Here is a 22,534-nt window from a genome sequence, read left to right on the forward strand (position 1 = left end):
AGGCTTAGAACAGGCCGGTGATGTTGCCGTCGCTGTCGACGTCGATGTTCTCAGCCGCGGGGACCTTGGGCAAGCCCGGCATGGTCAGAACACTGCCAGTCAATGCGACCACAAAGTGGGCACCGGCGGAAACCTTGAGCTCACGCACCGTGATGCGGAAGTTCTCGGGAGCGCCCAGGGCCTTGGCGTTGTCGCTAAAGCTGTACTGCGTCTTGGCCACGCACACCGGCAGGTTGCCAAAGCCGTTCTCGCGCAGCTCGGCGAGCTGGCGCTTGGCGGCCGGCGTAAAGTCAACGCCATCGGCGCGGTAGACCTTGGTGGCAATGGCCTCAAGAGCGTCGGCGACATCGGCGCCGTCCTCATAGGCAAACTTGAGCTCGCTCGGCTGCTCAATCAGACGCATGACCTCATCGGCCAGCTCGAGTGCGCCCTCGCCGCCCTTGGCCCAGACCTCGGACAGCTTAACGTTGACGCCCAGCTTCTGGCACTCGGACTCGATGAGCTCGAGCTCGGCCTCGGTGTCCGTCGGGAAACGGTTGATGGCGACCACGCAGGGCAGACCATAAACGTTCTGGATGTTGTCGACATGACGCAGCAGGTTGGGCATGCCAGCCTTGAGTGCCTCGAGGTTCTCCTCGTTGAGGTCGGCCTTGGCAACACCGCCGTTGTACTTAAGGGCGCGAGCGGTCGCGACGACCACGACGGCGTTGGGACGAACGCCCGTCATGCGGCACTTGATGTCCAGGAATTTCTCGGCACCCAGATCGGCACCGAAGCCGGCCTCGGTAATGGCGACATCGCCAAAACGCATAGCCATACGCGTGGCCATGATGGAGTTGCAGCCGTGGGCAATATTGGCGAAGGGACCGCCGTGGACAAACGCGGGCGTACCCTCAAGCGTCTGCACCAGATTGGGCTTGAGCGCATCCTTGAGCAGTGCGGCCATAGCTCCCTGGGCCTTAAGGTCGCGTGCGCGGACGGGCTCGCCGGCATAGCTGTAGCCGACAACGATCTCGCCCAAGCGCTCCTTAAGATCGTTGATGCTCGTGGACAGGCACAGGATCGCCATGACCTCGGAGGCAACGGTAATGTCAAAGCCATCCTCGCGCGGCACGCCCTGGGCCTTGCCGCCAATGCCGTCGATGACATGGCGCAGCTGACGGTCGTTCATGTCGACAACGCGCTTCCAGGTGATGCGCTTAACATCGATACCGAGCTGGTTGCCCTGCTGAATATGGTTGTCGAGCATGGCGGCCAGCAGGTTGTTGGCGGCACCAATAGCATGGAAGTCACCAGTAAAGTGCAGGTTGATGTCCTCCATGGGGATGACCTGCGCCCAGCCACCGCCGGCGGCACCGCCCTTGACGCCGAAGACGGGACCGAGCGAAGGCTCACGAAGGGCCACGGCGCTCTTGACACCGCGACGGCGCAGGCCATCGGCCAGACCGATGGTCGTAGTGGTCTTACCCTCGCCGGCGGGCGTGGGGTTGATAGCGGTCACGAGGACGAGCTTGGCCTGGTGATCAGTCGGCTCGTTGAGCAGTGAATAGTCGACCTTAGCCTTGTCGAAGCCGTACGGAATAAGGTGCTTAACGTCGACGCCGGCGTTCTTGGCCACCTCGGTAATAGGCAGCGGCGTAACAGAACGTGCGATTTCGATGTCAGTAGGCATGGGCGGTCCTTTCGTTACCGGATGAGAAAAAGACCAATCCAGCATAGCACGGGCGTGCAATAGTAAAACACCCGCAACCGACAAACGGCGATATGTTTACCCGATGCCCAGCGATAGCCCAACAGCCCGCCAAAACAAAGCGCCCTAAACGGTAGGTTCAATTCCCAGGTGCTCAAAGGTGCGAAGGGTTGCCTGACGGCCCTGCGGTGTACGAATCATCAGCCCGCACTGCAGCAGATAGGGCTCATAGACATCCTCGAGCGTGCCCGGGTCCTCGCCCACCGCGCTGGCAAGGGTCGTAAGTCCCACGGCACGACCGGAGAACGTCTTGGCGAGCGTCTCCAAAATGCGAATATCCATCCAGTCCAGACCGAGCTCGTCGATCTCAAAGAACTCGAGTGCCTGACGGCAGATATCGAGCTCAATGGGACCGTTGCCGCGCACCTGTGCGTAATCGCGCACGCGCTTGAGCAGGCGGTTGGCAAGACGTGGCGTGCCGCGCGAACGCGAGCCGATCTCGAGTGCACTGGGATGGTCGATCGTCACGCCCAGGATAGTCGCCGAGCGCGTAACAATCTGCGCGAGTTCCTCGACCGTGTAGTAATCCAGGCGATATGAAATGCCAAAGCGGTCGCGCAACGGGCCGGTCAACATGCCTGAGCGGGTCGTTGCCGCCACCAGCGTAAACTTGGGAATATCCAGGCGAATCGAGCGCGCCGCCGGACCCTTGCCAATCACGATATCGAGGGCAAAGTCCTCCATCGCGGGGTACAGGACCTCCTCGACCGAACGGTTGAGGCGGTGGATCTCGTCGATAAACAGCACATCACCCGGCTGCAAGTTAGTAAGGATGGCTGCCAGGTCGCCGGTGCGCGCGATGGCAGGGCCACTCGTGGTCTTGATCTGAGCGCCCAGCTCGTTGGCGATAACCGTAGCCAGCGTGGTCTTGCCCAGACCCGGAGGGCCCGAGAAGATCACGTGGTCGAGCGTCTCGCCACGGCTCTGCGCCGCTTCGATCAACACGCGCAGGCTCTGCTTGATATGCTCCTGGCCGCAGTAATCGTCCAGGCGCTGGGGGCGCAAAGTGCGATCGACATCGAGGTCCTCGGCCGTCAGCTCCGAGCCCACCATGCGCTCGCCGTGCGCCATGGATGCCGCCGGCGAGTTGCCGGGCGTCGCCCACAGGTCCTGAGAGTCATCGGCTTCCCACATCACGCATCCATTCCGAGTCGCTTAAGCGCCGCGCCGAGCAGATCCTCGACACGCATATCCTGCCCATCATACCCGCTCAGAGCGACATCGGTCTCCTGCGGACTAAAGCCCATGGAAAGGAGCGCCGCACGGGCGTCATCGATCGCCGAGGGAGCGGCGGCGGGGACCGGCATCGCAACCTGCCCCGGGATCACGTCGACCGGCACAAAGCCCTTATCCTTGGCAAAGGTGCTCTTGAGCTCCAAGATGAGGCGCTGGGCGGTCTTTTTACCCACACCGGGTACCTTGGCCATGCCCTTGTCGTCCTCGGCCATCACCAGCGAATACAGCTGCCCCACGGTATAGGTGGAAAGCACGGCGAGCGCCAAGCGCGGGCCAACGCCCGAGACGGACACAAGCCGGTCGAACATCGTGCGCTCATCCTTAGAGGAAAAACCGAAAAGTGTCATAGCGTCCTCGCGCACCTGCATACGGGTATAGAGGCGCACCTCACCGCCGGGCGTAGGCAGCGTGGCCGCAGTGCTGCCAGAAATGCCGAGTTCAAAGCCAACGCCCGACACGTCAACGACAGCAGAGCTCATCGTGGCCTCGACAAGCGTTCCGTGGAGCTGGGAAATCATCAGTATCCGGTTCCTCTCTGTTGATAGAACTCGCCGCCGGTAAGCGCCCGGGTACGGCTGAGGTTAACGTGGCAGATGGCGCAGGCCAGGGCATCGGCGGCATGGTCGGGATGCGGGTCGTGATCGAGCTGCGTGAGCGTGCGCACCATGTAGGCGACCTGCCGCTTATCTGCGGCACCGGTACCCACCACAGCCTGCTTGATCTGCATAGGCGTGTACTCGCCGATCTCGAGCGCGCACTCCGAAAGCGCCACGAGCGCGGCACCGCGGGCATGTGCCGTGGGGATTGCCGAGCGGACATTAGCGCCAAAGTAGATGCTCTCGATGGCAGCGGTATCGGGTCGATAACGCTCCACGACACCCTTGAGGTCGCGGGCGATATGCGACAGGCGCACCGCGAGCGGACTGCCTGCGCTGGTCTCGATGCAGCCATAGGCACGGCAGCGAACCTCGCCACGCCGCTCCTCGATAATCCCCCAACCCGTATGAGCCAAACCGGGGTCGATGCCCAAAATAACCAAGCCAACCTCCCCCTCGTCTTTTACCAAGCGCAAGGCAAGGCCCCGCGCATCATTCACGAACGTCTGTTCTAGAATAACACAACAGCGACTATATCTAACAAGCAAGGTTGAACCATAGGTTGAGCATAAGTCAGCGAGCGAGTCCCTGCCGTGGCAAGGTGTCGCGAAAGAGGAGCGCCGCGTACTTCTGTACGCAAGCGACGGTTTGAGCGGCAGATTGCCCGACAGGGGCTCGCGCAGCGTCGACTCGTTACGCGGTTTGGCAAAACCGCGTAACCTTGGCCCCATCCCCAGTTTAGTTCTGCGAGAAGAATGGGAACTGTCGGGGATCAACCGGCGGATGCGGCATCGGGCCACCCTGGGGCCCACCCTGCGGGCCACCCTGGCCGCCCATCATCTTATCGATGGCGTCCTGAACCTCGCCCTCGAACTTTTTCATTCCCTCGTGTAAACGACGCTGACCGTCTTCAGAGCGCAACTCCTCCATTTGTTCGGGCGAAATACCCAGTAGCTCGCCCAGCACGCCCATCATCTCGTTTCGCACGCGCTCACTCGTATCCTCGTCAGCAAAACGGCGCACCTCGGCGCGCGCCAGCGAATCGACCGTCATACGCTCCTTGCCGTTAAGCCCCAGGTCGGACCACGCGAGCATGTACGGCCAGGAGCGCTCGGCAAACGAACGGGACGAAACGATCGGCGCCGTCGGCAACATGCGGCGGGCAGCCTCACCCTGTCGAACGAGCATCAGCAGCAGCGAGCAGGCCTCAGGCTTGGCAGCGGCCATCGGGATGTCGTCAAAGGGACGGTTGCGGTCCACGTGCGACTCGAGCGCACCATCGACCTCGCCCGGCTCAAGCCCGCCAAGCAGCTGCGCCGCGCGATCGAGCATATCAACCGGGCCGGCGAGCGTCGCGAGCGCCTGCGACAGCACGCGATCCATGCAATCCTCTACCGCGTTGAGCGTCACGAGCTCTTGGGGCACCACGGCAGACGCGCGGTTGCGCACACGCGCCACAAACTCAAGCGTCGACAGGTACACATCGCCAAAGGGCGCGTAATCGCCCTGGTAGCCGCCGCAAAGCGCCGGCGCCGCCAGCGCGTACTCGGTTTTGGACAGCGGACTCAACGCCATCGCACCCAGCTCGAGCGCCGTATCCTCCAGCATGAGGCCCAGCGTGCGAGAGCGCAGGCGCTCGGCGTCGCCCGCCGACACATCGCGGTCGAGCACGCGCGCGGCATCCGGCGCATCGCGCTCAACCGTGCGAATATGCAGGCGCTCGGCAATGGCGCGAACGGCGGCACAGCGAGCAGCCTCGGCCTCCTCCTGCGCCGGCGTAAAGATGCGGTTGCGCCCCAGCACCAGGCCAATCACATTACGTGGGCCCAGAGCGTCGACGGCCAGCGCCGCCAGCAGGGACGACGGCAAGTCGCCCTCGAGTGCCACCACGGCGCGCGACGCACCGTGGGCCCGGGCGTTGTCGCGCACGGCGAGCACCAGCGCCTGCCACAGCCACTCCTCGGAACGGAACTCGGGCAGTTCGTGATCTTCCAGGGCATCGAGCATCACGCCGCGCTGAATCTCCTGAACCAGCAGGCTCTCCTCAAAACACGGCGCTTGGGCCACCACGCGACCGCAGTCGTCGAGCACAAACGAACCGCCGGTATACACCGACTCGTCATAGGCACCGACCGGCGCCATACAGGCAAACCACACGCTGCGCTTGGATGCGATCTTGCGGTAGGCGCCGCTGCGAACGGCGGCAATGGCGGCAGTCTCGCGGTCGGTCATGTCAAACGCATTGAATTGGAAATACGCAATGAGGTCAACACCGGTCGGCAACATCTCGAGTTCGCGGTCCAAGTCAAAAATCACGGCGATGCGCACGCCGTCCACGTCGAACACCGGCGGCGCCCAACGCGTGTCGTTGTTCTCGCCACGCTGCAGGGCAATGCTCGAACGCGCCGGCACCACATGACCGTCCTTGAGCATCATGTAGTCGAGCAGCGGCTGACCCTCAAACGAAACCGCCGCGGGCACGATGCAGATCATGTCAAGCTCCTGGATGCGCTCGGCGACACCAGTCAAGCCGGCAAGCATGTCGTGCTCAAAGTCGGCAGCGCCCACCAGGCCACCGGGCATGGCGCCCATAAAGAGCGGAGCCGGAACGCACAGCACGCGCGCCCCGCGCTCGTGGGCCAGACGAGCCTGGTCCTCGATGCGGCCGCAAATGCCCTCAATATCACCCAGGCGCATATCGATCTGTGCAAGCGCGAGCTTCATGGCTCAGCCCTTTCCGTCGTAAACCATCGAAATCGTAGTAAAAGCGCCGGCCGCATGATGCAGTCGGCGCTCGCATGTGCATATGCTAGCTATGATACCCCGAGCGGGGGCGCGCTCCTAGAACGTCGCGGACCACAGCCCGTGCAGGTTGCAGTAGGCATAGACGGTACCGGTCTTGGAACCGCCGGCAAAAAACGTCGCGGGCTTCATGCCGGGCTCAAGGTAATGGACCTCTAAGCGGCCCTCGGCCTCAAGGGCGATCCACTCGATATAGTGCTCGGGCAGGCTGGGGTGCTCGACCGAGCCAACGCGTGCGCGAATCACGTGACCGTCGCGCTCGGTCTCGACAACAGGCACGTGCTTCTCGTGCGCCGCGTCCTCAGTGTTTGCGGTCAGTTCCGTGCAACCGGCAGGGGTTGCAACGTCGTTGCCAAGGGCGGCAATGAGCTTACCGTCGGGGTCCTTAAAGAATTTCGCCATGATGTTCTCCTTTGCTGACGTGCCAATGTTCTTGATGGTTCTTATGCCCAAAGGCAGACAAACCATCCACGGCATTGCAAACGAACACATAACGGGCGGGGACGATGGGGCAGCGTGCGCTATCCGCCCTGGCGGCCCCACCCGAGCGGGTTAGCGCCCGTCGCCGCCCAGCAGCGCCAGAACATCTTCGCGGGTAAACAGCGCCGACGAGATGCCGTCGCCGCCGAGCACGCTGTTGACCAGGTCGCGCTTGGACTCCTGCATCTGCATAATGCGCTCCTCGATCGTGTCCTTGGCGATGAGCTTGTACACGGTCACGGTATGTTGCTGGCCAATACGGTGCGCGCGGTCGGTCGCCTGGTCCTGCGCTGCCACGTTCCACCACGGGTCGTAGTGGATGACCACGTCGGCCGCCGTCAGGTTAAGGCCCACGCCGCCCGCCTTGAGCGAAATCAAAAAGACCGGAACCTCGCCCGCTTGGAACTGCGCGACCATCTTGGCGCGGCTCTCCTTAGACGAAGCGCCCGTGAGCTTAAGGAAGGCGATGTCCTCCTTGGCCAAGCGCTTACCGATGATATCGAGCATACCCGTAAACTGGCTGAACAACAGGATGCGATGCCCGCCGTCGAGTGCGCCGTGCACGAGCTCCATACACGTATCGAGCTTGGCGCTCCCCGCCTTGTAATCCTCGTAGTGTAGACGCGGGTCGCAGCAGATCTGGCGCAGCTTGGTGAGCTCGGCGAGCACCTTGAGCTTGTCTTTCTTAAACTCCCCAGCCTCGCGGTGCTGCACCTGCTGGGCGATGCGGTCCTGGTTGGCCAGGTAGAGCTTGCGTTGCTCGCCGGTAAGCTGTGCCATGACGGTGTCTTCGATCTTCTCGGGCAGGTCGGCCACCACGTCTTCCTTAACACGGCGCAGCACAAACGGCGACACGAGCGCCTGCAGGCGAGCGGCGCTATCGCCCTCGGCATGCTCGACGGGGCTCTCAAAGCGCTTGGCAAACGACTCGCGTGTCCCCAAAAGGCCCGGCATCAAAAAGTCGAAGATGCTCCAGAGCTCGGACAGGCGGTTTTCGATGGGCGTGCCCGTCAGGGCAAAGCGCACGCCGGCAGGCAGGCGCTTGGCGGCGCGCGCCACCTGCGTGAGCGGATTTTTAATGTACTGTGCCTCATCGAGCACCACGCGGGCAAAATCCTGCTCGACGTACTCGTCGATATCGCGCCGCATAAGGTCATACGACGTCACGACCACGCTATGCCCGGCCACGCCGGCGATCTGCACGCGGCGTTGAGCCTCGGCGCCCACAATGGCGCACACATCGAGCGACGGGGCAAAGCGCTCCAGCTCGGCAGTCCAGTTGTACACGAGTGAGGCCGGGCATACCACGAGCGTGGGCTTGGTGTCCCCCGCCTCCACGCGCGCCAGAATATGCGCAATCATCTGGAGCGTTTTGCCCAGGCCCATGTCGTCGGCCAAGATGCCGCCAAGGCCCAGGTGTTCGAGCGAGCCGAGCCACTGGTATCCGTCGACCTGGTAGCCGCGCATCGTTGCCTTGAGCGATGCCGGCACCGTAAAGTCCATCTTGCCGAGCGTGTCCAGGCGCTCGACGGTGCGGCGGAACGCAGCGTCGCGATCGGCCTCGAGCGCCGGCGTGCGTGCGAGCATGCTATCGACAAAAAGGGTACTCGACGCGGGAAGCGACACGCCGTCGAGCAGGTCGACGGCATCGACGCCTAGGTCCTCGGCAAGACCAAACGCGGCACGCGCTCCCTCATCCAGGCGCACGATGTCGCCGGACGTCAGGCGCGCGAACGTCTGGTGGCGCTTGTACGAGTCCAGATAGATGGCAAGATCTGCCGCCGAAAGGCCGCTCGCGCCCAGTTCGACATCGAGCAGGTTACTCTTGACGGTCGCGCGCACCGAGAGCTTGGGCGCAGGGCGGACCGAAATCTGGCGCAGACGGTCGCTGAGCATGACCTCGCCCAGCTCGGACAGGGCAGACAGGCCCTCGGTCAGCAAGTGGAACAGGCTCTCGTCATCGCGCTCCTCAAACGCCAGGCCGCCCTCGTAGAAATCGAAGTACATGGCAGCCGTGTCCATAACGCGAAACTCCGCCAGCGTATCGCGGGGCGGAACGCCGGGGCGTTGCTCTTCGAAAGGACTGCCCGGAGCACCAAGACTAAAGAGATCAGCCGACCAATCGCCGTAGGTAACCGTAATTTTGCAGGTCACAAGACCATCGTCGACGCCGATTGCCATGGCAAAGCTCGCCTCGGGTGCCACAGTATCGAGCGCGGCGGGCGCGGTGAGGTCGGTATAGTCGCGCAAAATGGGCAGCGCCATACGGCAGAACTCACCCACCTGCTCGGCGGCAATATGGGCGGGCGTGCGGCACGGCAGCAAGCGCGACAAAAAAGGTGCGGCATGCTGAGCAAATGCAGCGTCGGTACGGCGCGCGCGGCGCGTGTCAACCAAGTAGGCGGCATCGCCCGACGCAAAGCAGTACATATCGGCGGGCAGGCGCAGGTCATAGCTACCACCAGCCGCCGGCGCGATTTTGGCGGCAAGAAGTGGTGGGCGCTTAGCGGACGCCTCGTCCTCCCCTTGCGGAGACAGCTCAACCGCCACGTCGTAGGTGCGACGCGTCGTCGTCCCCCGCGACCAGGCGGGCTCAAAGGAGATGGTCTGGCCGCGCAGCAGGTCCAGCACATATACGATGCTATGCTCGGACAGCGGCAACTGACGCTCGGCAACAAAACCGCTGCGGGCAAAGTCGTACGACGCCGAACGCGAGCTTGTGATGTCATCGAGATAGGCAACTGTCGTCACAACAAGGTTGAGCAGCTTTGTCGATGTTTCGTCAAAGGCCTCAGGTGAATGGACAAACGTGAGCTTCTTGCCATAGGAGAACGTGCCGCCGCGCACGTAGGCATCGGCCATGCCGTCGATGTCCTTGACCACGTAGGAGACCGATCCACAGCGAATGCGGAACTCGAGCGCCCAGCTAAAGCGGTCAGCGAACAGCGGATTGTAGTACGGCACCAACGAGGGCTCCAACGCCGCTTTGGGGGCGTCGGGATCAACGGCACCGGCAAGTTTGCGGCGCATGCTCGCCAGCTCATCCATGCGCGCGTCCGAAAGATCGGAAAGCGCCGCCACAAGGCTCGGGCTCGTGGGGACGGGCGCCGGGAAGGGAAAGTTGGGGTTGACGGCCGGCGCGGCGGACGCGGCGCGTGCGGGCTGTTTCGGCTGCGCCGTAAACGTGCGAACCGGCGTGCGCAGCCCCTCAACAGGCTCAATGCCGCTGGTGTCCAGGTACGCCAGCGCTGTGGCGATGGCGTGCTTGCACATACCGGGATAGCGGTATGCGGCGGGGCAGTCGCAGTCGTAGTCGATAACCTCGTGCTCGTCCATATCGAGCGCCACGTGCGTCTTGTACAGGTCGCCGCGCGAGCCGCGCACCGAGCCCTCAACCGTCACGTTTTTGGAGAAGCGCGAGCCGCTGTCCTCAATCGACAGCACGGCGCCGTTGAGCATGAGCGAGCGGCCCTTCATAAAGGTGCCGCTCAACGCCGCCTCTTTGCGAAGCGCCTGCACAAACGTCCCCTGCGCCATCACTTCCTCCAATCTCACCCGGGGTAGCTTAGATCACCGTCACGCGGCCCTGGTTACCCACAATGGCCTTGGCCTCGGCCAGCAGCGGAATCGAACGCGCGTTGACCTTGGCAGGTACCTCGGCACGCAGCACGCGCCCGTCCACCTGCTCGATAAAGATCTCCACGCGGTCGCCGCCCGGGTTAGCGGTGAGCACCGTGGCCAGGCGCGCCATATTGCCCTGGCTAAAGCGGCTGTTGGGCACCATGACCTCAAACACCTTGGGCTTGTTGTTCTCCTCGTTGAGCTCGAGCGGCACGATCTCCTGCGCGATGATCTGGTCGCCGCGGTCCGAGCGCTCGAGCTTGCCCTTAATGCGCACAAAGGCATCGGACAGCTGCGCGCCGGTCTCGGGATCGACCTCGCCGTACAGGTACCCCTCGGCCTCCTTGTAGGTCTTGGGGAACACGACGACGGTGGCCTCGCCTTCCATGTCCTCGAGCTGCACGATGCCCATGGGGTCACCGTTTTTGGTCACGCGCTTGGACACGCTCGAGACCATGCCGGCCCACCACAGCGCCTTGCCCTCGGGAATTTCCTGGTTGATGGTGCCGCCCGTAGGATTCTGAACTTCGTAGCCGGTGTCGATCTGCGAGAACGAGAAGTCACGCGCCTTGGCTAGTGCATACTCAAACGGGCGCAGCGGGTGGTCCGAGACATAGATGCCCAGAACCTCCTTCTCCTGACTCAACTTAAGGTGACGGTCCCATTCCTGGCCATCCGGATCGGGCACGCTCACCTCAAAGCCCGAGCCCTCAACGTCGCCAAACATATCGAAGAACGACGTCTGGCCGCTCGCGCGATCCTTCTGGCGCTTTACCGCGGCATCGATGATGTTCTCGGGGTTGTTCTTGTCCACAAAGTGCATCATCTGGCGACGCGGATACCCCGTGGAGTCGAAGGCGCCTGCCTTGATGAGCGATTCGATCACGCGGCGGTTGGCCTGGCTCGAGTCCACGCGCTCGACAAAATCGTGCAGCGTCTTAAACGGACCGCCCGCCTCGCGCTCGGCGATAATCGCCTGCGCCACGCCGGTGCCCACGCCGCGGATGCCGGCCAGACCAAAGCGCACGCCCTCCTTGGTAGCCGTGAACTCGGTACCGGACTCATTGACATCTGGCGAAAGCACGGGGATGCCGTCGTGACGGCACGCCGAGACGTAATGAACGATCTTGTCGGTCTTGCCCGTGTAGGACGTCAGAACGGCCGCCATGTACTCGTGCGGATAGTGCGCCTTGAGCCACGCCGTCTGCATAACCAGGATGGCGTAGCCGGCGGAGTGCGACTTGTTAAAGGCGTAAGATGCGAACTCGAGAACATCGTCCCAAATCTTCTGGGCGACCTCGCGCGTGTAGTTGTTCTTGATAGCGCCGTTCATCCAGTGGTCGTAGGTGGTCTCGTCCGAGCCATCCTCCCAGTGCAGCACCGTCGACGTGAGCAGCTTGATCTTTTTCTTAGCCACGGGTTTACGGATACGCGAGTCCGATTCGCCCTTGGAGAAGCCGCACATCTCGACGGAGATGAGCATAACCTGCTCCTGGTAGACCATGGTGCCGTAGGTTTCGCCCAGGATGTCGTCCAGGCGGTCGTCGTAGGAAACCGCCGGTTCCTTGCCGTTCATACGGTTGATGTAGGACGAGACCATGCCGGCGCCCAGCGGGCCCGGGCGGTACAGGGCGATCAATGCCACGACGTGCTTGTACTCGGTGGGCTTCATGTTCTTGATCGTGGCCGTCATGCCGGCGGACTCGACCTGAAAGACGCCGGCGGTGTGGCCGGAACCCATGAGCTTAAAGATCTCGGGGTCGTCAAAGGGAATCTCTTCCTCTTTGATGTCGATGCCGAAGTTCTTCTTGATGTTTGCCTTTGCCTTGGAGATAACAGTCAGCGTGCGCAGGCCCAAGAAGTCCATCTTGAGCAGGCCCATGTCGGCAACGGTATGGCCCTCGTACTGGGTAATCTCGACGCCGCCCTTGGTGTCGAGCTTGGTGGGCACGTGCTCGTTGACGGGGTCGCGGCAGATCAGAACGGCGCACGCGTGCACGCCCTCGCCACGGGTGAGGCCCTCGATTGAGAGCGCCGTGTCGATGATGCGGCGGGCGTCGTCGTCCTTTTTATATGCCTCGGCAAAATCGGGGTTAAACAGGTCCTCTTTGCCGGGTTGCTTTTCGAGCACCTGCTTGAGCTTGACCTTGGGGTCGCTCGAGACCATCTTGGACAGACGCTGGCCCATGTAGACCGGGTAGTCCAGGACGCGAGCGGCGTCGTTGATGGCCTGCTTGGCCTTAATGGTCGAGTAGGTGATGACGTGGGTGACCTTCTCGGGGCCGTAGAGCTGGCGAACGTGCTCCACGACCTCGAGGCGCCGCTCATCGTCGAAGTCCATATCGATATCGGGCATCTCGGTACGCTGCGGGGACAGGAACCTCTCGAACATCAGGCCGTTCTCGAGCGGGTCGAACGCGGTGATGTTCATGGCGTAGGCGACGATAGCGCCGGCGGCCGAGCCACGACCGGGGCCGACGCCGATGCCGTTGTCCTTGGCCCATTGCACGTACTCGGCGACGATGAGGAAGTAGGCGGCAAAGCCCTTGTCGCAAATGACCTTGTATTCGTACTCAAAGCGCTCTTTGATGTTGACGCCACCGATCTCGCGCGTGGCCCAGTCGTCACCATAGTGCTGGCGCAGGCCCTTCTCGCACTCGCGGCGGAACTGGCTCTCGTGCGTCTCGCCGGGATCGAGCAACGGGAAGCGCGGCAGGATGATGGAGTCCCAGTCCAGCTCAACGTAGCACTTGTCGGCGATCTCGAGCGTGTTGTCGCAGGCCTCGGGGCAATACGGGAACATCGCCCGCATCTCCTCCTCGGTCTTCATGTAAAACTCCGAACCGGTCATGCGCATGCGGTTGGGGTCATCGACCTTGGCGTTCATGCCGATGCACATGATGACGTCCTGCACCGGCGCGTCCTCGCGGCGCAGGTAGTGGAAGTCGTTGGTGGCGATGACCTTGACACCCACCTGCTTGGCGATATCGATGAGCGTGCGGTCCATCTGCTCATCGGTCAGGCCGTTGTCGGTGGTGATGCCGTGTTCCTGAATCTCGATGTAAAAGTCGCCGGGGTCAAAGGTATCGCGGAAGGTCTCGGCCCACTTGATGGCGCCTTCCATGTCGCCGCGGTCGATGTATTTGGGGATGATGCCCGCGATGCAGGCGCTCGTGCAGATCATGCCCTTGGCGTGGCGGCGCAGGTTGTCGAGCGTCACGCGCGGCTTGTAGTAAAAGCCCTGCACGGCTGCCTCGGAAACCGTCTGCATCAGGTTGACGTAGCCCTCCTGGTCCTTGGCCAGAAGGATCATGTGGTAGAGCTCGGGCTTGTGGTCGCGGGCGAGCGTCTCGTCCGGCGTAAAGTAGACCTCGCAGCCAAAGATGGGCTTGATGACCAGAGGCGGCTTGAGCTCGTCGATGTTGCCCTTCTCGTCCCACATGGCCATGTCCTTCACATACTGGGCATGCTCGCGCGGGTTTTCCTCGGGATCGGGCTCCACCAGCTCGTCGCGGCGATCCTTTTCCAAAAAGGCCTTGTCGTGACTCCAGGTTTTGTACTCAGGCGTGTTGTGGTTGACGGCGTCGCAGGCCAGCGCCAGGTCGGGCACGCCATACATGTAGCCGTGGTCGGTAATGGCCACGGCGGGCATGCCAAGCTCAACGGCACGGTTGACCATATCCTGGATACGGGTTGCGCCGTCGAGCATGGAGAAAACAGTGTGATTGTGCAGATGGACGAATGCCATGTGATGAGCTCCGATGCGGGTTCGTGTTCTGACTGAACGATTTTACCCCACGGCACGGACAGCACCCGAACCTAGCCAAACCCACACGGCTACTCACGCAGTTACGGTGAAATGCGGACTGTTTGGCGGCTTTTTTGGCCAAAACAGTCCGTATTCCACCGCAAGTTATTGAGGGCTAGAGGCTGTAGGTGACCACCTGAGGCTCGCACGGGTTGGCGAGGTCGACTTGCTCCACGCGGACGAACTTGACGGTCACGGCCTCAAAGCCCGCCTTGTGCAAAACATCAGCGTAGACGCGCGCCTGCAGGGCGTGCTTCTCCTGCAGCTGTTCCGGCGTCTCGTCCGGCGTGCCGCCCGTCTTGTAGTCGATGACCAGCGCGCATGACGAATCCGCCGGGTTCGTCGCCAAAGCATCGATGGCGCCCTCGGCATATGCACCGTAGCGAGCGATGTCTTCATCCTCGCAGCCCAGCGAAAAGAACGGCACCTCGGCGCGAACGCACGGCCAGGCAAGCAGCTCGGCACGGACCGCCGACTTGAGCCAGCGATCCAGGGCAACGTCGAAGCGTTCGCGCTGTTCCGGCGTCAGGCGCCACAGGCGAGCCAGGGCGTCGGCACGCTCGGCGGGCAGCGCATCGGCACCCATCTCGATCAGCCACTGGCAGGCGGCATGGAACGCCGAGCCCAGCGCCATGGGGTTGCCGGCGGGCTCAACGGCGGCCACGCCTGCATCCGTCATCTCGGAACCATCCGACTCCGCATCATCGCCAGCCTCGTCCATGGGCACATGCGCCTCGGCGGCTCGGTCCTCGGACTCGGCATGCAGCGCCGCGGCAATTGACGAGTAGCTGTACGAATCGCGCGCCGGATACGGGCAGGTGCCCATGCGCACGCCCACCGCCTGGGGATACACGAGCTCAAACGCATCGGGCTCGGGGTCGGCTGGACCGGGAACAGCGGCGTGGGCATCCGCACCGGCACCCTCCGGCTCCGCATCGCCGCGGACAAGCCTGCCCTCGACATCCAGCGAAGCGTTGACCTCAAACGCCTGCTCGCCAAACGTAAAGTCCGCCAGCGAGATGAGCTCGTAGTCGCCCGGCTTGGAGTTGTCGAACACCAGGCGGTCGGCATCGAGCTGCGGCATGTCCAGAGCGTCGGTAGGCAGAATACGACGCAGCACGTCATAGGTCAGATCGGTCTCGACGTCGAAGGTCGGCGCCGTCACCTTGCCGCGGCTCACGCCGGCATCCATCGCCAGAATGACCAGCTCTCGCGCACGCGTCATGGCGACATAGAGCAAGCGAGCCCGCTCCTCGAGCGAAAGCTGCAGGTCGTCGTTACGCAGGCGGGCAAATGCCTCGGCGGGAGAGCCCGTCGCACAGACGTCCTCCATGAGCTCTGGCGGCAGCCACAGCGACATGCCCTTGCCCTTAAACGCGTGCTCAAACTGCTTTTTGACGTCATCGCCCTTCACGAACGTGCCGTCCGCGAGTTTAACGCCGTCGAAGCGTGCCGGCAGCGCCACGACCTGCGCTCCGCCCTCGACACGCCCCATCTGAGCCGCACCCGAGGACTTACGCACGCCAAAGCACTCCGCAACCGCCACGACCGGATACTCCAGGCCCTTGGAGGCATGCACCGTCATGATGCGCACCGCGCCGTCGCCCTCCTCGTTGAGGGCACCCGGGGCCTCCTTGCCCGCCAAGAAGCGGTCGAAGGCAAGCGCAATGGAACGCGGCGAGTTACCGAACTCGGCCTCCGCCTCGGCCACGGCATCGAGCGCCTTAAGCACGTTGGCGGCAATGGCCTTGCCCTCGGGACCACGCTGTGCCAGACGCACAAACCAGCCGGAGGCATTGACAGTATCGCGCGCGATGGCGGCGAACGAATCGCGGCCCACGCGACGAAGCGCATACCGCAGCACCTCGCGGGCGCGCGTCACGAGCGGCAAGTCTTGCAAACCCGGCACATCGGAATCGCTCATGATGCCCGCATCGATGTTGCGGCGCGAGGTCTCCCCCGTCTGGTCGTCCAGCTTGGTCGCCAGCGCCAGGAACTCCTGGGCGCCGAGCGCAAACATCGGCGAGGCGAGCAGTGGCATAAGGCCCTGCGCCGTATCGGCCGGATTGGCGAGTGCGCAGACCAGGGCACGCACCGTCTGCACCTCGGCTGCCTGGGCAAAGACCGAGCCGCCTGCGATCACGCAGTCGAGCCCCTGGTCGCGGAAGGCCTGCGCATAGACATCGGCGTTGGTCATGCGGCCCAGCAGCAGGACCATGCTGCCCTGGGGCTGGCCCGCTTTAACGAGTGCTTGGAATCGCTCCGCAATCGCGCGAGCTTTCGCCTGCGTTCGCTCCTGCGTACTGCCACCGGCAACGAAGATCGCCTGGCGGCGCGATGCCTTCGCCTTGAGCTTGTCCTCGCGTTCGTCGCTCGGTTCAAGGTCCAAGAACCCCTGCATCAAACCACCGGTGTCGCCGTCAAAGACGCGCGCCACATAGCGCAGCACCTCGTCGTGGCTGCGGAAGTTGCGTACAAGCTTGACGAGCTCGCCGGCGGGGGCATCGGACGTGGCGACCGTCTCGGACGCCGTCGTCGAACCCACCTTGCGCTCCTGGCGACGGAACACCTCGACCTCGGCGCCACGGAAACGATAAATCGACTGCTGCGCATCGCCCACGGTACACAGCGCACGCTCACCCGCGCCGGTCAGGTAACGGATCAGGTCAACCTGCATCTGGTCGGTATCCTGGAACTCATCGATCATGACCATCTTAAAGCGACCTTCATAGGCCGCTCGGATGGCGGGATAATCGCGCAGCGCCTCGTACGCCATGCGCAGCAGGTCGTTGTTATCAAGCGCGGACTGGTCAGCCTTGAGCGCGCGGTATTCCGCCTCCACAGCACGAGCAAGCCCCACCAGCGCATCGAGCGCGGGACCACCGCAGGCCAGCACGATATTGATAAACGCATCGGCAGCCTCGGCCTTGAGTAGCTCCACCTGCTCCTTAGAAAACGCCTTGCTCGCCCGAGGCATGCTGCACGACATCATGAGTCGCGCCGCATCCTCCATGGTTTTGCCGCTCGCCTCAAACGCGTCGATGGCGTCGAGTGCCACCTGTGCCTTTTCGGTCGCGGCCTTGCTCGCACCCAACGCCGCGCGATAAGCGTCGGCAAGCGCCGAGGTGTCAGCCTGGCCGCGCGCCACGCACACATCGTCCATGCCGCCCGGCAGCTGGCTCGATAGCTCCAGCAAGTCGCGCACCAGTCCTTTAATGGTGGTACCGGCGCCAAACGGCCCACCCTCGCCCGCCATGGGATACCAAGCGTAGAGGGCCTTAAGCGAAGCGGCGAGCTCGGGGGCGGCATCGGGCGCCGTCGCGCGGGCCAGCACATGCTCAACAGCCTGGTCCATAAGCTCGTCGGTATCGGTGAGCACCGTGAACTCGGGATCGATGCCCAGCTCCAACGCATGTGCGCGCAGGATACGCGAGCACATGCCGTGAATGGTCGAGATCCACGCATCGTCGACGGTCAGGGCTTCCTCGTCCATGCCCTCGTCGATGAGCGCGCGGCGCACACGGTCACGGATCTCGGCCGCGGCATCTTTGGTAAAGGTAATGGCGAGCACCTGGTCCAGATGCTCAACGAACGGACCGGATTCGGGCGAGAGCGCGTAGACGATGCGGCGCGTGAGGGTAAAGGTCTTGCCCGAGCCGGCACCTGCCGAGACAAACAGCGGGCGGTCGAGCGTTTTGACGACTTGCAGTTGTTGCGGCATCAAAGTCGAAAGATCCATGGTCTACACGCCCCTCCTTACAAACGTTCCTTCGTGGTTATACGAGCAGCGCGCATGCGCGGCCTGAGCCGACGTCGGGTCGACGGCGGCAACGTCGCCTGCCTCGAGCTCGCGCAGACGCTCGGCAATGCCGGTCTCCACGCGATCGAGCAGCGCATCAAAGTCCATGTTGCCGCCCTCGCCGGGAAAGCCCTTCTTAAGGCCTGGGATGCGGCCGTCGCCGCGCTCTTCCTCGAGCAGCTCGGCACTCGCGGCGCCTCGCAGCGCCGGTTTGCCGCTCTTGGTCGAAAAATAGAGCGCCGCGCGGGTGTCCAGATCCAGCGCCCGGCGCATAGCCTGCGCATAGATAAGCGTCTGGGTATGGGGCGGCAGCCAGCGCGGGTCGTCGATGGGGGCCTCGCCCGATTCCTCGTCGCGCACCGTGGGGTCGGCGAGCTTAAACTCCTCGACACCCGAACGATGCTTGTAGTCGATTACCACGGCGCGATTCTCGGCATCCACATCCACGCGGTCGATGCGCCCGCCGAGCGGCCAACCGGCATACTCGACCTGGAGCTCGTTGAACGCAAACTCCAGGTAGCGCGGAGCAAAGGGGGTGAGCGCCTCGGACTCGTAGGCAAGCACGCCCTCCAGCTGCGGCAAGATCTCGGCCACCTGGCGCTCCTCCACTGAAGAGAGCGGCACCAGCGGGCCTTCGGTACCGCGCTTGCCCGCATGCTCGGCCAGGGTCTCGGCAAAGACCTCGCGCAACAGCTCCTGCGCGCGCGGCAGATTCATGGGTGTCACGCGCTCCATGCCCTCCTGGGGCAGACGGGCATGCAATTGTTCCAGCACGTCGTGGACAAAGTTGCCCTTCTCCATATTGCCAAAGCCAGCGTCGATCGATTGGGGCTTCACGCGGTACGAGACGAACCAGCATAGCGGGCAGGTCGAATAGGCCTCGATCTGCGAGGCAGACGTCAGGCGCGGCACCAGCGGCGCATCCTCGCCCTCGCCATCGCGACGGCGCAGGACCAGATACGGAATGGCTTCATCGCTCAGATGCTGAGGAGCTTCGCAGGTCACGCGCTCGCGCCTAAGACCTTCGCCTGCCGCGGGATCGAAGTCCCTTACGATATCGCCCTCACCCACGCACTTCGCCTTGTCGGCGCCAACGGCCTTAGCGTCGTCAGCGGCCTTGTCGGCGTCAGCGGCCTTGTCGGCGTCAGCGGCCTTAGCATCGTTAGTGGCCTCGGCATGCGCCCGCAACTCGGTCCACACGGCAGCCGGGTAGCACTCGCGCGCCTGGCGATCGTGCGTCACGCGGGCAAGCGCAACCGGACCACGCGACGTTTGTATCGCGCGGCCAAAGCGTGCGCGCAGCAAGGCCGCAGGCTCAAGCGTCACACCGCTGCGATCTAACTCTGCCGTCAGCGTTGCCAGCGGGCCCTCCTCATGTGAGAGCGGATAACTGTCCAGGTCGACGTCGGCAAACAGCACGGCATCGTAGCTGCCGGGGCGCAGGGCCGCCGCATCGGCAAGCGAAGCAAAGCGAACCTGGGCGCGTGGCGCACGGTCAACCTCGTAGGTCTCGTAATCGTAGGCGGCGCTACGCTTGTCCACCTTGGTGCGAATGTCATCGAGCACGGGCACGGTCGCGGCCTGCGACACGTCGAGCGCACGGGCGCCATTCATAAGGATGTCGATGACGTGGCGCAGCAGGGCCACCTCCGCCTGGCGACGGGCCTGACCGTCGAGACCGCCAAGTGCGCGATCGGGCAGTGCCTCGGCAACGGCAAGCATGGCCTTGAGCGCCGTCACGGGTTTGTCGCGCCACAGCGCCTGGAACACGTCCGAGATCACGCACGGCACGTTCTTAAACCAGTTCTCGTCGCTCGCCGCTTTACGTGCGCCCCTCACCTGGCCCTGCACGCTCTGCAGCAGGCTCTTGACGCCCGCAGTGGTCTTGCTGCGCGACAGTCGCATATTCTTGTCGAACGTGCGCGCGCTGGCGGCGTCGGCACCCGAAAGCGGGCTGTAAATCCAGTCGGTAAGCTCCGGAGCGGGCCACCACTCAGTCTTAGAAGCTGCCCCTTCGTCGGCGGCCTTCATACGCTCGATCAGGTTGGCGAGCGCCGTGAACTGCCTGCCCGCAATGGATTGGGAAAACGCCGTGAACTCGGCCGTCTCGGCAGCAACGTGGCGCGCCGCCAAACGAGCGGCAAGCTCGCCGAACAGCTGGGGTGCCCGGGCAGAAACAACGAGCACGCGTACGGGGTCGGCGGGTGTTGCAGCAACTTTATCGTCCTTGGACTCCTTGTGCGCTTTCACCAACTTATCGATGACGTCCGCATAAGCATGGGCACGGGCATGGGGGCCGGCGACCTCAATAAAGGCAGGCTGAGCAGCGGACTTGGAGGCAGTCTGGGGCGCGGCGGCGCCCTCCCCCAGCGGCGCGATCTCAAACAGCACACCGCGGACATCAAATGCCGCGGCAAGCTCCTCGCGCATCGCCGCTTGCTCGCGGGCAAGCAGCACGACAACCTCTCCCCCGTTGTTTGCCACGGCGGACAGCAGCTCGAGCAGGCTATACGTAAATGACGTGACGCCGCGCACGCAAACGGCGCGGGCGCACCCCGGCAGGTTGTCGGCCAAAGCGCCGGCCATAATGTCAGCCGCCTCGCAGGGCTCGACCATATCTCGACGGTCCAAACCGCGCGCATAGGCGCACAAAAGTTCAAACACGCGAGCCTCGGCGTCGCTTTTGGGCTTGGGCTTGCAAACGTTGTCGCAGCAACGCTCGGTGCCTGTCCCTGCCACACCCGGCAGCACATCGCGAGCCATACGCGCGAGCATACGCACCGTGCCCTGGCTGCGCGAAAGCGGCTGCAGGTCGGCGTCGTCGAGGCGCGCTACCATGTCCGAAAACAGCATCTGGCGCTGCAGGTTGTCGACGAAACCGCGCCCGTCGCCCAAAAGCTCCCAAAGCGAGCGAAGCCACGATGTAGGCGTCTTGTAGTCAATACCCAGCGAAACGCCGGCTTCCGCCGCATCATGACGGCACAGGTCGAGCTCGGCAAACGTTGGCGCCAGCAGCACGGCACGCCCGTGGCGGGCAATAAGGTCGGCAAGCAGCGCCGCCTCGGCATCGCTCAAATCCGCGCCGGCGTTGGTGGTATAGATTCGAACAGGCATGGTCCTCCACTCAAACCGTTCGCAATATTCAATGCTTCCATCCTACCCGCCCGCGCGGACAGATTTGCCCCACGCCAACAGATTTGACCCCTTGGAGACAGAGGAAAATGGATCACCGAGGAGGTCAGTCTAACCCAGTGATCCGTTTTCCTCCGTCCCCAAAGGATCAAAAAACCGCCCCCGAAGGGACGGTTCTGCGCAATTCGTTTGTTGCCGCTGGCCTACTCGCCATCCTCCAGCTTGATGAGGATCTTGCGATAGCCGCCGTACTCGCCGTTGAGTGCCTTGGACACGCGGCTCACCGTAGTGGACGAAGCGCCGGTGCGGGCCTGAACCTCAACATAAGGCTCGCCCTCATCCAGATAACGCGCAACCTGCAGACGTTGCGAAAGATCGCAGATCTCGCGCGGCGTGCAGATATCGGTCAAAAACGCCTGGATATCCTTCTCGTCATCCAAAAGACTAAATGCGTGGACCAGCTGCTTGACATCAGGCTTGTCAAACATGTTCTCGATATTCATCGATCACCGCCAAACCCGCCATAAGGCATCGAAGTTGATACTGACATCGGGCATCGTTCGCCCGTTCTATGCAATAGGGCAACGCCTGTGGCTTTTGCCCGTAGCAGTGTAGCACACCACCAAACTAAAGCGACAAGACTCTCTGCCAGCGGCGCGTTTTTCAGGACGAACGCCGTTTTGAAACCGAATGCGCACGTAAGCTCCACGAATATCTGAGACAATGGGCGGCCGAACAAGGCGGCACACCCGAGCGGCCGTCCAAGCCGCCGCAGCAAACCGCTTCACGCGACACCGACGCACCCTGCGCAAGAAAGGATTCACACCATGCGCTTTATGCTTAACTGGCTCTTTACCTCGATCGCCATCGCGATTGCCACGTTCCTCGTCCCCGGCATCCAGCCCTTCGGTTTTGCCGAGGCCTGGGTCTGTTTCGCCTTCGTGGGACTGTTCCTGAACATCGTCGATTCGCTCGTCAAGCCGTTTCTGACGGTTATCTCGCTGCCGCTCACGATCATTACGCTGGGTATTTTTCAGCTCGTAGTCAACAGCTTTATGCTCGAGCTGGCCAGCTATCTGTCGGTCAATCTGCTGGGCGCGGGTATCTCCATCGCCAGCTTTGGATCGGCCTTTATGGGCAGCATCCTGGTGTCCATCATGCGCAGCATCCTCGACAGCATCGCCGAGGGCTAAAACGGCCATTCCGGCCGCGCCCGTCTCAACAGCCCAAAACGAAGGCCGCCCATCACAAAAATGGGCGGCCTTCTTATTTGCCAAGTCTCAAAGGGCGAGAGAATCTGCCATTTCCAC

At 63.0% G+C, this 22,534-nt stretch carries 12 protein-coding genes; 1 reads left to right on the top strand and 11 read right to left on the bottom strand.

Features of this window, described 5'->3' with window-relative positions:
* Positions 1-4: 4 nt before the first annotated feature.
* The 11 genes from DW796_RS07780 to DW796_RS07830 form a co-directional block, all read right to left on the bottom strand.
* Positions 5-1,672, bottom strand: a complete 1,668-nt coding sequence (locus DW796_RS07780) for a formate--tetrahydrofolate ligase (RefSeq protein WP_118094765.1) — start codon at positions 1,670-1,672, stop codon at positions 5-7.
* Positions 1,673-1,816: 144 nt separating this feature from the next.
* On the bottom strand, positions 1,817-2,884 hold the full coding sequence (gene ruvB, locus DW796_RS07785; protein ID WP_022095140.1) for a Holliday junction branch migration DNA helicase RuvB: 1,068 nt from the start codon (positions 2,882-2,884) through the stop codon (positions 1,817-1,819).
* A complete protein-coding gene (gene ruvA, locus DW796_RS07790) occupies positions 2,884-3,504 on the bottom strand; it encodes a Holliday junction branch migration protein RuvA (RefSeq protein ID WP_117806235.1) in 621 nt (206 codons plus the stop codon). Before ruvA ends, ruvB begins: the two co-directional genes overlap by 1 nt.
* Complete coding sequence (ruvC, locus tag DW796_RS07795) at positions 3,504-4,025, bottom strand: crossover junction endodeoxyribonuclease RuvC (RefSeq protein WP_035137351.1); 522 nt, start codon at positions 4,023-4,025, stop codon at positions 3,504-3,506. Before ruvC ends, ruvA begins: the two co-directional genes overlap by 1 nt.
* Before the next feature lie 295 nt (positions 4,026-4,320).
* The gene (locus tag DW796_RS07800) at positions 4,321-6,306 is read right to left on the bottom strand and encodes a hypothetical protein (RefSeq protein ID WP_117583972.1); all 1,986 of its coding nucleotides are present in this window, start codon (positions 6,304-6,306) and stop codon (positions 4,321-4,323) included.
* Between the two features lie 117 nt (positions 6,307-6,423).
* The gene (locus DW796_RS07805; protein ID WP_089572163.1) at positions 6,424-6,786 is read right to left on the bottom strand and encodes a desulfoferrodoxin family protein; all 363 of its coding nucleotides are present in this window, start codon (positions 6,784-6,786) and stop codon (positions 6,424-6,426) included.
* A 150-nt stretch (positions 6,787-6,936) separates the two neighbouring features.
* Complete coding sequence (locus tag DW796_RS07810) at positions 6,937-10,401, bottom strand: SNF2-related protein (protein ID WP_118094766.1); 3,465 nt, start codon at positions 10,399-10,401, stop codon at positions 6,937-6,939.
* Between the two features lie 28 nt (positions 10,402-10,429).
* Positions 10,430-14,233, bottom strand: coding sequence for a DNA polymerase III subunit alpha (gene dnaE / locus DW796_RS07815; protein WP_117637344.1), 3,804 nt, complete (start codon positions 14,231-14,233; stop codon positions 10,430-10,432).
* A 175-nt stretch (positions 14,234-14,408) separates the two neighbouring features.
* Positions 14,409-18,032 (bottom strand): UvrD-helicase domain-containing protein, encoded by a 3,624-nt coding sequence (locus DW796_RS07820; RefSeq protein ID WP_118094767.1) that lies wholly within the window; start codon positions 18,030-18,032, stop codon positions 14,409-14,411.
* A 3-nt stretch (positions 18,033-18,035) separates the two neighbouring features.
* A complete protein-coding gene (locus DW796_RS07825) occupies positions 18,036-21,206 on the bottom strand; it encodes a PD-(D/E)XK nuclease family protein (RefSeq protein WP_118094768.1) in 3,171 nt (1,056 codons plus the stop codon).
* Between the two features lie 221 nt (positions 21,207-21,427).
* Entirely contained in the window at positions 21,428-21,727 is a 300-nt protein-coding gene (locus DW796_RS07830) for a YerC/YecD family TrpR-related protein (protein ID WP_022094855.1), read from the bottom strand.
* A gap of 324 nt (positions 21,728-22,051) precedes the next feature.
* Here DW796_RS07830 and DW796_RS07835 point away from each other — a divergent pair, with 324 nt between their 5' ends.
* Complete coding sequence (locus DW796_RS07835) at positions 22,052-22,417, top strand: phage holin family protein (protein WP_055250947.1); 366 nt, start codon at positions 22,052-22,054, stop codon at positions 22,415-22,417.
* The last annotated feature ends 117 nt before the right edge of the window (positions 22,418-22,534 follow it).

The organism is Collinsella sp. AM31-2AC (assembly GCF_003469285.1).
GTDB lineage: Bacteria > Actinomycetota > Coriobacteriia > Coriobacteriales > Coriobacteriaceae > Collinsella > Collinsella aerofaciens_AT.

Coding starts and splice junctions, on each gene's coding strand:
- dnaE (WP_117637344.1), bottom strand. CDS start 14,233: ATGGCATTCGTCCATCTGCACAATCACACTGTTTTCTCCATGCTCGAC.
- ruvB (WP_022095140.1), bottom strand. CDS start 2,884: ATGTGGGAAGCCGATGACTCTCAGGACCTGTGGGCGACGCCCGGCAAC.
- DW796_RS07830 (WP_022094855.1), bottom strand. CDS start 21,727: ATGAATATCGAGAACATGTTTGACAAGCCTGATGTCAAGCAGCTGGTC.
- DW796_RS07835 (WP_055250947.1), top strand. CDS start 22,052: ATGCGCTTTATGCTTAACTGGCTCTTTACCTCGATCGCCATCGCGATT.
- DW796_RS07800 (WP_117583972.1), bottom strand. CDS start 6,306: ATGAAGCTCGCGCTTGCACAGATCGATATGCGCCTGGGTGATATTGAG.
- DW796_RS07810 (WP_118094766.1), bottom strand. CDS start 10,401: ATGGCGCAGGGGACGTTTGTGCAGGCGCTTCGCAAAGAGGCGGCGTTG.
- DW796_RS07780 (WP_118094765.1), bottom strand. CDS start 1,672: ATGCCTACTGACATCGAAATCGCACGTTCTGTTACGCCGCTGCCTATT.
- DW796_RS07820 (WP_118094767.1), bottom strand. CDS start 18,032: ATGGATCTTTCGACTTTGATGCCGCAACAACTGCAAGTCGTCAAAACG.
- DW796_RS07825 (WP_118094768.1), bottom strand. CDS start 21,206: ATGCCTGTTCGAATCTATACCACCAACGCCGGCGCGGATTTGAGCGAT.
- ruvA (WP_117806235.1), bottom strand. CDS start 3,504: ATGATTTCCCAGCTCCACGGAACGCTTGTCGAGGCCACGATGAGCTCT.
- DW796_RS07805 (WP_089572163.1), bottom strand. CDS start 6,786: ATGGCGAAATTCTTTAAGGACCCCGACGGTAAGCTCATTGCCGCCCTT.